General features: G+C 74.5%; 12 protein-coding genes. 2 read left to right on the top strand and 10 right to left on the bottom strand.

Going from position 1 to position 14,198, the window contains the following annotated elements; translation table 11 throughout:
- Positions 1-4: 4 nt before the first annotated feature.
- Positions 5-1,150, top strand: coding sequence for an aromatic ring-hydroxylating oxygenase subunit alpha (locus Dvina_RS35560; protein ID WP_223093653.1), 1,146 nt, complete (start codon positions 5-7; stop codon positions 1,148-1,150).
- Positions 1,151-1,193: 43 nt separating this feature from the next.
- Here the strand turns inward: Dvina_RS35560 and Dvina_RS35565 are convergent, their stop codons facing one another.
- The 9 genes from Dvina_RS35565 to Dvina_RS35605 all read right to left on the bottom strand — a co-directional run bounded on the left by Dvina_RS35565 (position 1,194) and on the right by Dvina_RS35605 (position 10,655).
- Positions 1,194-2,519, bottom strand: a complete 1,326-nt coding sequence (locus Dvina_RS35565) for a hypothetical protein (RefSeq protein ID WP_223093654.1) — start codon at positions 2,517-2,519, stop codon at positions 1,194-1,196.
- A gap of 174 nt (positions 2,520-2,693) precedes the next feature.
- Positions 2,694-3,938 carry an ATP-grasp domain-containing protein gene (locus tag Dvina_RS35570; protein WP_223093655.1) on the bottom strand — a complete coding sequence of 415 codons (1,245 nt, stop codon included), beginning with the start codon at positions 3,936-3,938 and terminating at the stop codon, positions 2,694-2,696.
- 11 nt (positions 3,939-3,949) lie between these two features.
- Complete coding sequence (locus Dvina_RS35575; RefSeq protein ID WP_246655535.1) at positions 3,950-5,167, bottom strand: MFS transporter; 1,218 nt, start codon at positions 5,165-5,167, stop codon at positions 3,950-3,952.
- Positions 5,164-6,375, bottom strand: coding sequence for an ATP-grasp domain-containing protein (locus Dvina_RS35580; protein ID WP_246655536.1), 1,212 nt, complete (start codon positions 6,373-6,375; stop codon positions 5,164-5,166). The genes Dvina_RS35575 and Dvina_RS35580 overlap by 4 nt, the downstream gene beginning before the upstream one ends.
- Entirely contained in the window at positions 6,372-6,686 is a 315-nt protein-coding gene (locus Dvina_RS35585; protein WP_223093657.1) for an avidin-fold protein, read from the bottom strand. Before Dvina_RS35585 ends, Dvina_RS35580 begins: the two co-directional genes overlap by 4 nt.
- Positions 6,683-7,954: a SidA/IucD/PvdA family monooxygenase gene (locus Dvina_RS35590; protein WP_223093658.1), complete on the bottom strand. Its 1,272-nt coding sequence runs from the start codon at positions 7,952-7,954 to the stop codon at positions 6,683-6,685. The genes Dvina_RS35585 and Dvina_RS35590 overlap by 4 nt, the downstream gene beginning before the upstream one ends.
- Positions 7,941-8,936: an FAD-dependent oxidoreductase gene (locus Dvina_RS35595; protein WP_223093659.1), complete on the bottom strand. Its 996-nt coding sequence runs from the start codon at positions 8,934-8,936 to the stop codon at positions 7,941-7,943. The genes Dvina_RS35590 and Dvina_RS35595 overlap by 14 nt, the downstream gene beginning before the upstream one ends.
- A complete protein-coding gene (locus Dvina_RS35600; protein WP_223093660.1) occupies positions 8,936-10,309 on the bottom strand; it encodes a class I tRNA ligase family protein in 1,374 nt (457 codons plus the stop codon). Before Dvina_RS35600 ends, Dvina_RS35595 begins: the two co-directional genes overlap by 1 nt.
- Positions 10,302-10,655, bottom strand: a complete 354-nt coding sequence (locus Dvina_RS35605; RefSeq protein ID WP_223093661.1) for a cupin domain-containing protein — start codon at positions 10,653-10,655, stop codon at positions 10,302-10,304. The genes Dvina_RS35600 and Dvina_RS35605 overlap by 8 nt, the downstream gene beginning before the upstream one ends.
- 145 nt (positions 10,656-10,800) lie before the next feature.
- Here Dvina_RS35605 and Dvina_RS35610 point away from each other — a divergent pair, with 145 nt between their 5' ends.
- Entirely contained in the window at positions 10,801-14,052 is a 3,252-nt protein-coding gene (locus tag Dvina_RS35610; protein WP_223093662.1) for an AfsR/SARP family transcriptional regulator, read from the top strand.
- Here Dvina_RS35610 and Dvina_RS35615 read toward each other — a convergent pair.
- Positions 13,991-14,188, bottom strand: a complete 198-nt coding sequence (locus Dvina_RS35615) for a hypothetical protein (protein ID WP_223093663.1) — start codon at positions 14,186-14,188, stop codon at positions 13,991-13,993. The two genes, Dvina_RS35610 and Dvina_RS35615, sit on opposite strands and share 62 nt — an antisense overlap.
- Between the last annotated feature and the right edge of the window lie 10 nt (positions 14,189-14,198).

A 14,198-nucleotide genomic window follows, 5' to 3' on the forward strand; every position in this document is an offset into this window, starting at 1 on the left:
TCCCATGACGGAACCGCACGCGGCGCCGCTCGATCCGGCCGGGATCGAGCCGGCGCTGCGACCGTTCGGCGCATCGAGAACGCTCCCGGCCGCCGCGTACACCGACCCGGCCGTGCTGGCCTGGGAGCGCCGGCACCTGTTCGCCGGGGCCTGGACCTGTGTGGGCCGGGCCGACGAGCTGGCCCGGGACTGCACACACCGGGCCGTGACGGTCGGGGACGTCGGCGTGCTGCTCACGTTCGGGCCCGAACCGAAGGCGTTCGCGAACGTGTGCCGGCACAGGGGTCACGAGCTGCTCGGTGACGGCATGGCGGCGGACCGGCCGGCCGCCGTGTGCCCGTATCACGGCTGGGCGTTCCGGCTGGACGGCACGCTCGCCACCGCGCCGCACATGGCCGGGGTGGCGAGCTTCGACCCGGCCGAGCTGGGCCTGGTCGAGCTGCCCGCGGCCGTGTGGCACGGCTGGCTGCTGGTGAACGCGGGCCGGCCCGCACCGGTGGTGACCGAGTACGTCGGGGCGCTGGACGGGCTGCTCGCGCCGTACGCCATCGACAATCTCCGGCTCAGGGCCCGGCACGTGTACGCCGTGCAGGCCAACTGGAAGGCGATCGTCGAGAACTACCAGGAGTGCTACCACTGCCCGCTGATCCACCCCGAGCTGTGCAAGGTCTCACCGCCGACGTCCGGCGACAATTGGGCCCTGCCGGGCGCCTGGGTCGGCGGCACGATGGACCTGCGCGAGCACGCCGAGACCATGTCCTTCGACGGGAGCGGTCCCGGCGTGTTCATCGAGGGTGCGCCCCGGCGGACCATCCTGTACGTCGCGCTGTTCCCCAACCTGCTGATCTCGGCCCACCCGGACTACGTGATGACCCACCGGCTGACCCCGCAGGCGCCGGACCGGACCGAGATCGAGTGCAGCTGGTACTTCGCCGAGGGCATCGAGGACCCGGCGTACGCGGTCGACTTCTGGGACCTCACCAACCGCCAGGACTGGGCCGCCTGTGAATCGGTGCAGCGGGGCCTGAGCTCGCCGCACTACGTGCCCGGGCCGCTGGCGGACAACGAGGACGCCGTGTATCAGTGGATCGCCCTCGTCGCCGCCGCATACCTCGACCCGGCCGGCGCGATCGCCGCTCAGACCGCGTGACCCGCTCGGCCCGCCCGGGCAATACTGGGCGGGCCGGGAACACTCACACCTCGTGGAACACGCAGCCCGACAGTGCGCCGGTGTTCCAGGCGACCACCCCGGCGTCCAGGTCCGGCGCGGCGCGCACCCACGTGCCCGAGTAGCCGCGCCCGGTCAGGAACGCGCCCCACGCCGCCACCCACGGCCGTGGCGGGCCGCCGGCGTCCGGCATGAGCTCCGGCTCGGGCACCACCCTGCGCTGGAGCACGAACGGCCCGCCCTCGGCCGCCCGCAGTGCCCGGTCCCACTCGTCCGCGCCGGCCAGCCAGCCGGCCGTGAAGCCGGCCCCGCCGTGCAGCATCGTCGCCTTGAGCACCAGCCGCTCGCGGTCGCGGCGGGCGTACTCCAGCAGTTCCTCCCGCTCGCCGTCGACGGTGACCGGCCCCGGCCGCAGCATCCGGGTCCACGGCAGCACCCGGTCGACGAGCTCCAGCTCGGCCGCGTCCAGCCGGTCCCGGTGCCGCTCGTCGGACAGCAGCGCCAGGGCGGCCTTGCTGCCGTAGAGCTCGGAGGCGATCGGGGTGAACATCGCCACCTCGCCCCGCGCCGCCGCGGCCAGCACCGGGTCGAGCAGCGCCGGGCCGTCCGGGCGCAGCAGGTCCTCGATGAGGAAGAGGCGGTACACCACGTCGATGCGCCGCCCGCCGACGAAGACACCGCCGGCCCGGACGTCGAGCTGCCCCGCGTGGCAGGCGAGCGCCTCGACGCCGTGGCGGCCCATCAGCTCGGCGTTCTGGCGCAGCTGGGCCTCGAGCTCGGGGAAGCTCTCCGGCCAGTCGACGATCGCGACGAGCCCGCCCGCCGACGGCGCCTCGTCACGCAGGGTTGCGCACAGGGCGGCCATCGTGTCGACGTGCGCCAGGCCGTGCTCGGCGGCGAACGCGGCGAAGTGCGGGCTGCCCAGGAACCCCTCGTTCAGCCCGGCGTTCTCCAGGCCGCCGACGGCGCCGCTCACGTTGAGCTCGAGCAGCTTGAATCCGTCGGCGTCGGTGTAGAGGTCGGCCCGGGACAGCCGGGTGGCCTGCCCGCCGGCCGCGCGGGCGGCGTCGATCTGCGGGCCCTGCGCCCCGACGGCCGCGGCGAACGCGCCCGCGTCGCCGCCGAAGAGCCGGTCCGGGAGGCTGGTGAGCAGGCCGTGCAGGCCGCGCAGGTCGGCGTCGAGGCGTTCCCGCTCGGCCCGGCTCAGGAACAGCGGCCGGGGCATGTGGCCGTTGGCGTAGTACGCCTCGTGCAGCCCGGAGGCCCGCACCGCCTTGGCCAGCTCGTCGTGCGGCATCCGGCCCGCGGCCACCGCCTCCATATAGGCGTCGGTGATGTGGTTGCGGGTCATGCCGCCACCTCCGCAAGCTCCGGCGCCGACATGAACCCCACCCTGCAACATTGATTCACGGCCACTCCGCTGCGCTCCGTACCGCTCATGCCGCCACCTCCGCAAGCTCCGGCGCCGACATGAACCCCACCCTGCAACATTGATTCACGGCCACTCCGCTGCGCTCCGTACCGCTCATGCCCTGACCTCCGGCTCGATCTCGATGCGGCTCTCGATCGCCTTGATGCGCTGGTAGTCGGCCTCGATCTGCTCCGGGTCGGGGCCGGCGAGGATGACCCAGGCCAGGTACGTGACCAGGTCCTCGGTGGCGACGACGCGGTCACCGGTACCAAAGGGAAAATGCTTGTCGACGAATGTCGGCAGCGCGTCGACGCCTTCGAAGATGTCGCCGTTGCGCCAGACGCCGGTGGCGGGCGCGGAGATGAACACCGCTGACAGGTGCTGCCGCAGGTCGTAGGACTCCTTGAACTCCCCGCGCAGCCGGTGGGCGACGGTCCGGGCGATCTGGCTGTCCCCTGTGGACATCCGGGTGATCATCTGGTGGCCGCCGCCGGCCGGGCGGGCCGCCGTCTCGAACAGCCGGGGGCCCTGCTTGGTGAGCATGACCTCGCTGTGCCCGGGGCCGTTGCGGATGCCCAGCGCGTCGAGCACGCCGAAGACGTACGGGCGCAGCTCCAGCACGTCCGGGTCGTCGGCGGGCAGGAACTGCACCCGCTCGTAGATGCCGATCCGGTCGTCGCGGCGGTGCTTGGCGTAGCGGCACACGTCGACCAGGCCGTGCCGGCCGTCGACCGAGTAGGTGTCGACCAGATACTCGGTGCCCTCGGCGAACTCCTGCACCAGCACGCCCTCGTTGCGCACGCCGATGTAGTTGAGCTTGCCCAGGATGCGCTCGAAGATGGGGTGCCAGTCCTCGCCCGGCTGGACCAGGTGCACGTCCTCGGTCGCGCCGGAGTTCGGCGGCTTGACCACGAACCGCTCGTCGGCCAGGCCCTCTGCGGCGATCCAGGCGTCGAGCTCGTCCCGGTCGGCCGAGCAGTGCTGGCGCAGGTGCGGCAGGCCCGCCCGCTGCAGCGCCTGGGCCATCCGCCACTTGTCCCGCCGGTCGGGCCAGGTCGCGGCGTCGTTGCCCGTGCCGGGGCACAGGATCGCGGTCAGCTCGTCGCACAGCTGCACGCCCATCTCGGAGCCCGCGACCAGCCACTGTGGACGATACTGGCGCAGCTCCTCGGCGAGCGCCTCCACCGGCCGGTCGCCGAGCACGTGCACGGCGGCGAAGTTCTCCGGATGCCAGGTGCCGTGGACGGCCTCGACCGCCTCACCGGCGACCATGACCGCGATCGGCGTCAACCCCTCGGCCCGGAAGGCGTCGGCATACTCGTGCCCGGTCGAGACCGGTTCGACAATGATTGCTTCCATCGTGTCCTCCTTCAACTCGAGCGTTCGGCGCGGCGCATGCCGAACCAGGCCGCGGTCAGCCCGGCGAGGCTGGTCAGGCCGAAGATCCACCAGACCGGCGGCCCGATGGCGAGCCACAGGGCGACGCCGCACACCGGCCCGAGCACGGTCCCGAGGCCGTACATGGCCTGTGCCGCACCCTGGTACCGGCTCAGCAGCTCCTCCGGCGCCGCGAGGGCCGGATAGGCGAACATCGTCGGGCCGCCGACGATCTCGGCGAGCGACCAGACGACGGTGCCGGCGACGAACGCCACGACACCCCATTGGAATCCGTACAGCGAGTGCCCGAGCGCCAGCAGCACGAACCCGGTCGCGGCCACCCAGCGGGCCGGACGGCGCTGGGTCAGCTTCGTCACGAGCAGCTCGAGGCTGATGACGATGAGGCCGTTGAGGGACAGCATCGCCGCGTACCAGCCGGTGGCCAGGCCCGCGTCGCGCATCGCCAGCGGCAGCACGGCGACGTACTGCACGTAGACGAAGACGTTGATGAACATAGCGGCCAGGAACAGCGTGTAGCGCCGGTCGGCGAGCACCGGCCGGTAGCCGCCCCGCTGCTGGGCCGCGGACTCCGTGGCGCCGCGCGGGAACAGGAACACCGCCAGCAGCGCGAAGGCCGCCGTGGAGGCCGCCTCGACCCAGTAGAGCAGGTCGTAGGAGACGGCGACGAGCACGGCGCCGAGCAGCGGGGCGGTCGTCGCACCGACGTTCTGCACCAGGCGGTACAGCGCGAAGATCATCACCCGGCGGTGCTTGGCCGTGTGGGTGGCCAGCATCGCCGCGGCGGCCGGGCGGAACAGCTGGGTCGTCGCCCCGACCAGCGCGACGATGACCAGCACGGCCGGGTACTGGTGCAGGTACAGCACGGTGGGCAGCAGCACCGCCGAGCCGGCCATGCTCAGCAGCGTGGTCGGGCGCGGGCCGAGCCGGTCGCCGAGCGCGCCGCCGGCCAGCAGGCCGACCACGAGCCCGGCGCCGTACACGCCCAGCGCCCACCCGGCCTGGCCCGCACTGAACCCGCGCGCGGTCATGAACAGCACGAGGTACGCCTGGAAGAACGTCCCGAGCTGGTTGACGAGCACGCCGGCCAGCAGCGCCCGCACCGGCGTGGGGGTGGCCCGCAGGGTCGCGAGCACCCCCGCGCCGGCCGGCTCCTGCTGCTGCTGCTGATCCTGGTCCTGCACGGCGGTCACGAGGTCACCCGCAGGGCGCCCGCGGCCGCGTCGAGCGCGGCCGTGACCTCCGCCGCCGTCGCCGCGACGGCCGTCACGAAGCCGAGCCGGGTCAGCGCGCTGCCCTTCGGCGGCGGCGAGACGACCATGCCCGGGCGGGCCATGACCACCGTGCGGTCGGCGGCGGCCGGGAGCCTGTCCGCGGCGAACCCGATGGTGCCGATGCGGGTGTCGTCGGCCTCGGCGTAGAGGAACCGCACCCCGGCGACGGTGTGGCGCTGCGGCGGCACGATGTATCGCTCGCCGCAGGCCGTCGCCGCCACCGCCAGGCCCGGCTGGACGCCTGTCGCGCGGGCGCCCAGGTAGCCGATCAGGTCGCCGCCGAGGCGGGCGTTGACCTCGATCACCCGCGGGCCGTCGGCGGTGAGCCGCAGCTCGGTGTGGGTGACGCCGTCGCCGTAGCCCAGGGCGGTGTGGGTCCGCTGCAGGATCGCGGCGAGCTCCTCGTCGCGCAGGAGCGGGTCGGCGCCGTCGACGAGGTGGCCGACCTCCTCGAAGCAGGGCGGGTACCCCAGCTGCTTGCGGGCCACGATCATCGGCGTCACGCGGCCGCGGTGCACGACCGAGTCGACGCTGATCTCCGGGCCGTCGGCGTAGCCCTCGACGAGGACCCGGGCGTCGTGGGCCGGCGCCCCGGGCACGGTGGTGTCGTGCGCGAACGCGAACCGGGTGGCCAACTCGTCCGGGTCGTCGACGCGCACGACGCCGAGGCTGGCCGCGAGCGCGCGGGGCTTGAGCACCACCGGGTAGCCGATCCCCTCCGCCGCGCCCAGGGCCTCCGCGACCGAGGTGACGAGGACCGACGGTGGCTGCCCGACGCCGGCCGCGGCGAGCGCGGCGCGGGTCAGGTGCTTGTCCCGGCAGGCGGCGACGGCGGCCGCGCCGGGCCCGGGCAGGCCGAGCGCCTCAGCGACCCGGGCCACGGGCAGGACGAAGCCCTCGTCCCAGCACAGCACGCCGGCCGCGGCGCCGGCCTCCTTGACCGCGAGGGTCAGCGCGTCCGCGTCGCCCAGGTCGGCCACCTGCGTGGAGCCGGCGAGGTACGGCGTCTCCCAGGTCGGCGCGGCCGGGCTCACCAGGTGCAGCCGGTAGTGCGGGGCGATCTCCTCCAGCAGGTAGCCGCGGTAGTCCTGCAGGCCCGTGCCGATCAGCACGATCAGCGGCTTCACGCGGGCACCTCCTCGATCCGCGACACGCCCACCGAGCCGTCGTCGCGCCGCCAGCGCTCGGTGAGCCGCAGCCGCCCGTCGGCCAGCCGGTCGGGGGTGCTGACGCATGTGCCGGCGACCACCGCACCGTCGGCCATGACCTGGCAGTAGGCCGCCTTGATGACGCCGTCGGCGGCGCAGGTGCCGACCAGCCGTCCGGTGCGCACCGGCCCGCCCGCGAACTCGGCCCAGACCAGCGAGCCGTCCTGGTGGTAGTGGCCGCGCGCGCCGTTGGGCTCCGCGGGCTGCACGACCAGTCCGTCGTAGCTCATGCGATCCACCGCACCGGGCACAGCTCGTCGATGACGTTGTAGACCGCCCGGCCGGCCATCGCGTTGATGACGCCCGCGGCCCGCACCGGCAGGAGCGTGAGGTTCGCGTCCGGGACGCCGTGGCTGTACCGGGCCCGGTTGAGCACGAAGATGCGGTGCCCGTTCATGCCCTTCCAGCGCAGCGAGTAGTCGGGCTCGATGAGCATGTCGCCGTCGTCGTCGTACTCGACCCGCTCGGCCAGGTCGTCGTCGAACGGCACCGGGCTCGCCTCGCGGCCGACGGCGACGATGATGTGCCGGGCCCGGTGCACCTCGCGGCCGCCGGGCGTGTCGCAGCGCATGACGAGCTCGCCGCCGTCGGTCTCCACCGCGACGACGTCCCGGCCCGGGTACAGCACCGCCGGGAACCGGTCCAGGTCAAGCATGCGGTCGTAGTTGGCCTGGTACAGCACCCGCAGCGCGCCCGGGGTCAGTGCGTCGCCGGTGGGCCCCTGCTCGACCACGAGCCGGCGCCGGGTGCCCCGGCTGAGCTGCTGCAGGAACTGCTGGTGCGCCGGGCGGTAGAACTCGTTGGCCACCGGGGAGTCGTCGATGGTCTGGAACCACTGCCGCCGGCCGAGCCAGCGCACGTCGGTGAAGCCGGCGTTGATGAGCTTCAGGACGCACTCGAGGCCGGTCTGCCCGCCGCCGACGACGGCGATCGGCGCGTTGAGGTCGGCCCGCAGCCCGTCGATGCGCCACCCCAGGTCGTCGGCGATGAGCACCGACTCCGGCAGCCCGGCCATCCACGCCGGGCGCACCGCCCGCGTCCCGACCCCCACCGACAGGTGCTGGGCCCGGGCCACCGGACGGCCGCCGGCATGCAGTTCAAACCCGTCGCCGGTGTACGTGACCCGCTCGATCGGGGTGCCGTAGTGGATACCTTCGATGCGGCGGGCGGCCCAGGTCAGATACCGCACGTACTCCATCCGCGGGATCGTGTCGAACTGGGCGTTGAGCAGTGCGAAGAGCCGGCCGGTGGTGACCAGGTAGTTCATGAACGTCAACGGGTGCTGCGGGTCGACGAGCGAGACCAGATCCTTCATCCACGACGTCTGCATCCGCACGCCGGGGCTGAGCAGGGCCGGGTGCCACGCCGGGCCGGGCTGGCTGTCGAAGAGCGCGGCGCGGCCGAGGTTCGCGGCCGGGAACAGTGCGGCCAGGCTCAGGTTGGCCGGTCCGGCCCCGACCCCGGCCACGTGATACGTGGGCAGATCATTGCTGTACACGAGTGTCCTCCTGATTGTGGTGAGGGCTGTCGGGCGTGGTGCCGAGGATCTGCTCGGCCGCCCGGGCGCTTGCCGCCAGCGCGGTCTTGGCCGCGCCGCCGGAGCCGCCGGTGAAGGCGAGGACCCGGCCGCCGGTGCCGGGCACCTCCCGCAGGCACAGGACCGGCGGGTCGGCGTAGCAGTCGGTGGCGTCGACCCGGCGCACGGGCGGGCCGGGGCGCAGTCCCGGCAGGCGGCGGCGCAGCAGGCGGGCGACGTCGACGGCCGGCCGTGCGGGCGGGTCACCGGGGGCGACGGCCCACTCCTCGGTAGCGACGCCGGCGAGGAGCAGGTCGCCGCCGAGCGGGATGCCGTACAGGGCGCCGTCGCTGAAGATCGGCGGGAGCGGCCCCTGGCAGTGGTGCACGGTGTAGCGGATCGCCTTGACCCGCAGGCCCAGCGCGTCGAGCCCGGCCCGGGCCAGCAGCGCGGGCGTCCACGCCCCGGCCGCGTAGACGAGCACGTCGGGCTCGCCGGGCAGCCGGGTGGTGACCGTCGCGTTCGCCCGGGCGGCCAGGTCGGCCAGCACCGCGGCGCGCAGGGCGGCCGGGTCGGTGCGCCCGCCGCCGGTGTCCAGGACCGCGCTCGTGCCGGGCTCGAGGGCCGCCCAGCCGAGCGCGGTCAGCTCGGGGACGCCGACCACGCGGGCGTCCAGGCCGGCCAGGGCCCCGGCGCCGGCCGCGCCGAAGAGGACCGACGGCAGCGGCACGAACGCCGCCCACCGCCGCAGCACCGGGCTGTCGCGCAGCTCGGCGAGGCTGTCGCGGGCCAGTTCCCGCTGCCGGGGATCGGGGTCGTAGCCGCGCACCGCCCCGCCGGAGACGCTCGTCGCGTCGCGCAGCCCCGGCGGCCCGGTGGCCAGCTCGACGTCGGCGCCGGCCCGGGCCAGCCGCCAGGCGAGCAGGGAGCCGGCGAGGCCGGCCCCGATGATGCCGATCCTCATCAGTCGCCGCCGGTGAGGACCGCGCGTAACGTGGCCGCCTCGGCCGCGCCGTCCGGCCCCGCGGCGAGCAGGCTCAGCAGGGCGCGGGCGGCGAGCGGCGCGTCGAAGCCGGCGTAGCGCAGGGCCAGCTCGCCGCGCTGCTGCTCGGCCGGGCGCAGCGCCGCCGGGAGCGACTCGGCGTGCGGGTGGCCCGCAAGCAGCGGCCGGACGTATGCGGTGAACGCGTCGAACGCCTCGCGGGTGAAGTCGCTGCCGACCCGGTCAGGCCGGTTGAAGGCCAGGAACAGCCGCACGATCGCCGGGTCGGCGTCGGCGAGCAGGTCGTTGGCCCACACGGCGTGGTTGCGGCTGGTGGAGAACTTGAACCCGTCGAGGGTGAAGAACCGGTTCACCACGCTCATCCCGGCCAGCCGGCCGAGGTCGACACCGGCCGTGGCGAGCAGGGCCGGCCACATGATGCCGTAGAAGTAGGCGTTGTCGATGCCGTAGAAGTTCCACATGCCACGGACCCGCTCGTTCCAGACGCGGGCCATGGCCGCCGGGTCCTCGGCGACGCCCGGCCGCAGGCACTGGGCCACGCCGCGGACGAAGTTCAGGCAGACCTCGACGTAGACGTCGAGGCGCAGCCCCGCGATCGGGCCACTGCCGGCGACACCCCAGTCGGTCGGGTACGCGGCCGGGATGACCGGCAGCGGGCGGGACAGCGCGGTGTCGATCAGGGCGCGCACGTCGACCGGCAGCTCGGCGCGCAGCCACAGCGACTGCAGGGCCGGGCGGTGCGCCTCCAGGTCGAGCACGGGGACGTTGGCGCGCAACGGCACCGCGGCGCCGCCGCAGCGCGCGCAGCGCACCTCGGTCATGTCCTGGGCCGAGGTGAAGCCGCCGCAGCCCTCGCAGCCGCCGCCGCACGCCTCGTGGCCGCAGGCGCCGCAGAGTCCCTCGACGTAGGAGTGGTGCAGGGTTCGGGCGCAGCCGGCGCAGCGGTGCAGGGTGATCGTCCGCTGGGGCAGCGCACCCGACTCGACGAGCCGCCCGGCCATCGTGGCCATGGCCTCGGCGTAGCCGGGGGCCCGGGGGTCGATGAAGGCGTCGTAGTCGATGCGGGCCCGGCGGAACGCCTCGACGATGTCGTCGCGGAAGCCGTCGACCATCTTGTCGACGTCCACGCCGTCGAGCTCGGCCCGGGTCAGCACCCAGTTCTGGTGCACGTCGACGCCGGCCATGGCCAGCACGTGCTCGCCGCGGGCGCGGGCGGCGCGGGCGGCGAAGTCGGCGGCCAGGTACGGGCCGGAGAGGTGGCCGATGTGCAGCGGCCCGTTGGCGGTCGGCGGCGGGATCGACACCACGTCGACGAGCGGCTCCGGCTCAGCCATGCTGCACCTCGCTCGGGTCGTGCCAGTAGGCGCTGAACACGACGAGCGGCTCGTCGGGGCGGCGATTGTGCACAACGTGGCGTTCGCCGGATTCGAGCAGGAACGCGTCACCGGTCCGGACATCGACGGGTTCGCGCCCGTCGACCGACACCGCGGCGTCGCCCTGCACCACGATCGACAGCTCCAGCTCCGGATGCTTGTCCTCCGGGCTCTGGCCACCGGCCGGCACCTGGTACCACATCGCGCGGAACGGCAGCGCTGTCACGCCCTCGTAGTCGTCCCACCGGAACACGTCCACGTCACCCACGGGCCGGTTCGGCCCACGGCCCATCTGATACGTCCGCATGGCGAACGACTATCGGACCCGTCCCCTGCGTCGCGGCTGCGGCGGCCTGCCCGTCCCCTTGCGGTGCCCTTGCGGTGGCCCCTCGTTTACGCATCCCGAATCTTTGGGGCCGAAAGGAGTGGCGCGTCGGCGATAGTGTTCGATCGTGCAGTTTCGATTACTCGGCGCGGTCGAGGCCGACATCGCCGGGCGGCCGATCAAGCTCGGCTGGCGGCAGGAGCGGTGCCTGCTCGCCCTGCTGCTGCTGGAGAACGGCCACCCGATCCACAACGAGCGGCTGGCCGAGCTGATCTGGGAGGGCGAGCCGCCGCCGGACCCGCGGGCGGCGCTGCAGGTGGTGGTGGCCCGGCTGCGCGGGCACCTCAATGCGGCCGACGCGGCCGGGCACGGGGTGCGGCTGGTGACCAAGGGCGACAGCTACGCCCTGGAGGCCGCGCCCGAGCAGGTCGATCTGGCCCGGTTCAAGATGCTGGTGGCCCGGGCCCGCACCACCGAGCACCCGGACCGGGCGGCCGCGTTCCTGCGCACCGCGCTGCGGCTGTGGCGCGGGCCGGCCCTCGCCGACGTGGCCGGCCCGTGGCTGCGCCGCCGGGTCGCCGATCCCCTCGACGAGCTGCGGCTGGCCGCGACCGAGGAGCTCATGGACGTGGAGCTGGCCGCGGGCCGCCACCACGAGCGTATCGCCGAGCTGACCCAGCTGGTGGCCGAGCACCCGCTGCGCGAGCGGCTGCGGGGCCAGCTGATGACGGCGCTGCACCGCGAGGGCCGCCGGGTGGCCGCCCTCGACTCCTACGACCAGCTGCGCCGCACGCTGCGCGACTCGTTCGGCCTCGAGCCCGGCGCCCAGCTGCGCGAGCTGCACGCCCGGATCCTCCGCGCGGACACGCACCCGCCGGCGGCGGTGGCGGCCGCGGCGGCGCGGGCGCCGGTGGCGCCAGTGGCGGTACCGCAGCCGCCCATGATGACCGCGGCCCGCCCGCCGACACCGGCCGAGTTACCCGCCGACGTCGCCGGGTTCGTGGGGCGCACCGAGGAGCTGTCCCGGCTCGACGCGATGCTCCCGCGGTCGGCCGACGGCGCCGGACCGGTCGTCGTGACCGCGATCGCCGGGACGGCCGGGGTCGGCAAGACGGCTCTGGCCGTGCACTGGGCGCACCGGGTGGCCGCCCGGTTCCCCGACGGGCAGCTGTACGTGAACCTGCACGGGTACGCCACCTGCGATCGCCCGGTCCCGGCGATCGAGGCGCTCGGCGGGCTGCTGCGCTCGCTCGGCGTGCGCGAGGACCGGGTGCCTGACGATCTCGGCTCGGCCTCCGCGCTGTACCGCTCCATGCTGGCCGGCCGCCGCGTGCTGCTCTTCCTCGACAACGCCCGCTCGGTCGAGCAGGTCCGCCCGCTGCTGCCCGCCGGCCAGGGCTGCCTGGTCGTCATCACCAGCCGGGACCGGCTCACCGGCCTCGTAGCCCACGACGGCGCCCGCCGGATCACCCTGGACATCCTGCCCCAGGCGCAGGCCCGGGCCCTCCTGCGCGACATGCTCGGCGCCGACCGGATCGCGGCCGAGCCGGAGGCCACCGACGAGCTCGCCGCGGCCTGCGCGTTCCTGCCCCTGGCCCTGCGGATCAGCGCGGCCGACCTGATCAACCACCCGCTGCGCAGCATCGCCGTGCACGTCGCCCAGATGCGCGGGGCCGACCCCCTCGCCGCGCTGACCGTGGACGGCGAGCGGGCCGTGCACAACGCGCTGGAGCTGTCCTACCGCACGGTCACCGCCGAGGCCCAGCGGCTGTTCCGCCTGCTGGGGCTGGTGCCGGGCGACGACTTCACCGCCGCCGCGGCCGCCGCCCTGGCCGGTGTCACCGGCGCCGAGGCGGCCGCGCTGCTGGACCGGCTGGCCGCGGCGCACCTCGTGGTCGAGGCGGCGCCGGAGCGGTTCACCTTCCACGACCTGCTGCGCTCCTACGCGCGGACGCGCACCGGCGCCGACGATCCGGCACCGGAGCGGGCGGCGGCCGCGCGGCGGCTTTACGACTGGTACTTCGCCACCCTCGACGCCGCGGCCGGGCAGCTCTACCCGCAGCTGGTCCGCCTGCCGTGCACCGGTGTGGCCGCGGTGGCCCCGTTCTGCGGCACCGCCCAGGCGCTGGCCTGGCTCGAGGCGGAGCGGCGCAACCTCGTGCAGCTGGTCCGGCACGCGGCCGCCGACTACTACCCGGAGATGGCCTGGCGGCTGGCCGACGGGATGCGCGGCTTCCTGTCCCAGAGCGGGCGGCTGTTCGACTGGTTCGCGGTGTGCCGGGCGGGCCTGGCGACCGCGGAGGCGGGCGGCGACGTCAACGGCCAGGCCGCGATGCTCATCGGCCTGGCCAGCGCCAACCAGTGGGTGTGCCGGCACGACGAGACGGTCGCGGCGCTGCTCGGCGCGATCCGCCTGGCCGAGGCCGGCGGCTGGCTCGAGGGCACGGCGTGCGCCCGCAACAACCTCGGCATCGTCTACGACGACCTGGGCCGCCCCGACGAGGCGCTGGAGCAGCACAACCGGGCGACCGCGCTGGCCCGCGAGCACGGCTCGACCCGGCTGCTGGTCCCGTTCCTGGACTCCCTCGGCCACCACCACTACGTGAGCGGGCAGCTCACCGCGGCCAAGGAGTGCTTCGACGAGTGCCTGCGCATGGCCGAGACGCTCCAGCCGTCGACCCGCACCACCGCATATCTGCTGGAGTCGCTGGCCGGCACCTACCGTGCCCTGGGCCGCCTGCGCGACGCCGCCGACACGGCCGATCGGGCCCTCACCCTGTGCCGCGACGTCGGCAACCGGCTCCAGGAGACGACGATCCTGTCCCTGCTCGCGATGATCCATGCGGAGCTCGGCGAGCGGGAGTGCGCCCTGGACCTGGCGGCGCAGGCGGTCGCCACCGCCCGGTGCCTGGAGGGCAGCTACGGCACCGCCCGCGCCCTCATCGCCCTGGCCATGGCCAGCCGGGCGGTGGGGCTGCCGCAGCGGGCCGCCGAGCTCTACGCGGAGGCGGGCACGCTGCTGTCCGAGGTCGGCACCGCGTATCACCGCGCGGCCGCGTCGATCGGGCTGGCCGTGGCCCTGCGCGACCTCGGCCGCCTCGATGCGGCGCTGCAGCACGCGAACGACGCGCTGGCCCTCACCGAGCAGGGCCGCTTCCGGGTGCTCCAGGCGCACGCGCACGCCACCATCGCCGAGATCCACCTGAGCCGGGGCGACCCGGTCGAGGCCCGCGCAGCCGCCCGGCGCGCCGCCGCGGCCCACCGCCCGACTCACAGCACGGCGGTCGAGGCGCGCATCCGCGCCCTGGAGGAGCACATCAGCGACGGCTCGCCGCACGCCGGCCGAGCGCCATCAGCACCGCACCCACCAGCGCCGTGACCGCTCCCAGCACCGCGTAGACGGTGGCCAGGAGCCAGCTGGTGGACTCCTGCCCGATCTCGACCCGCACGCCGATGCCGAACAGCACCGCCACCACGAGGAAGCCGATCCCGGTCGGCCGCATCCACGTTCCCACGCGATCAGTA

It is taken from the genome of Dactylosporangium vinaceum, from assembly GCF_019904175.1.
In the GTDB taxonomy this organism is placed as follows: domain Bacteria; phylum Actinomycetota; class Actinomycetes; order Mycobacteriales; family Micromonosporaceae; genus Dactylosporangium; species Dactylosporangium vinaceum.

Excerpts from the sequence above, each read along its gene's own strand:
- Dvina_RS35560 (WP_223093653.1), top strand. The coding sequence starts at position 5 with ATGACGGAACCGCACGCGGCGCCGCTCGATCCGGCCGGGATCGAGCCG.
- Dvina_RS35565 (WP_223093654.1), bottom strand. The coding sequence starts at position 2,519 with ATGACCCGCAACCACATCACCGACGCCTATATGGAGGCGGTGGCCGCG.
- Dvina_RS35570 (WP_223093655.1), bottom strand. The coding sequence starts at position 3,938 with ATGGAAGCAATCATTGTCGAACCGGTCTCGACCGGGCACGAGTATGCC.
- Dvina_RS35585 (WP_223093657.1), bottom strand. The coding sequence starts at position 6,686 with ATGAGCTACGACGGACTGGTCGTGCAGCCCGCGGAGCCCAACGGCGCG.
- Dvina_RS35595 (WP_223093659.1), bottom strand. The coding sequence starts at position 8,936 with ATGAGGATCGGCATCATCGGGGCCGGCCTCGCCGGCTCCCTGCTCGCC.
- Dvina_RS35600 (WP_223093660.1), bottom strand. The coding sequence starts at position 10,309 with ATGGCTGAGCCGGAGCCGCTCGTCGACGTGGTGTCGATCCCGCCGCCG.
- Dvina_RS35605 (WP_223093661.1), bottom strand. The coding sequence starts at position 10,655 with ATGCGGACGTATCAGATGGGCCGTGGGCCGAACCGGCCCGTGGGTGAC.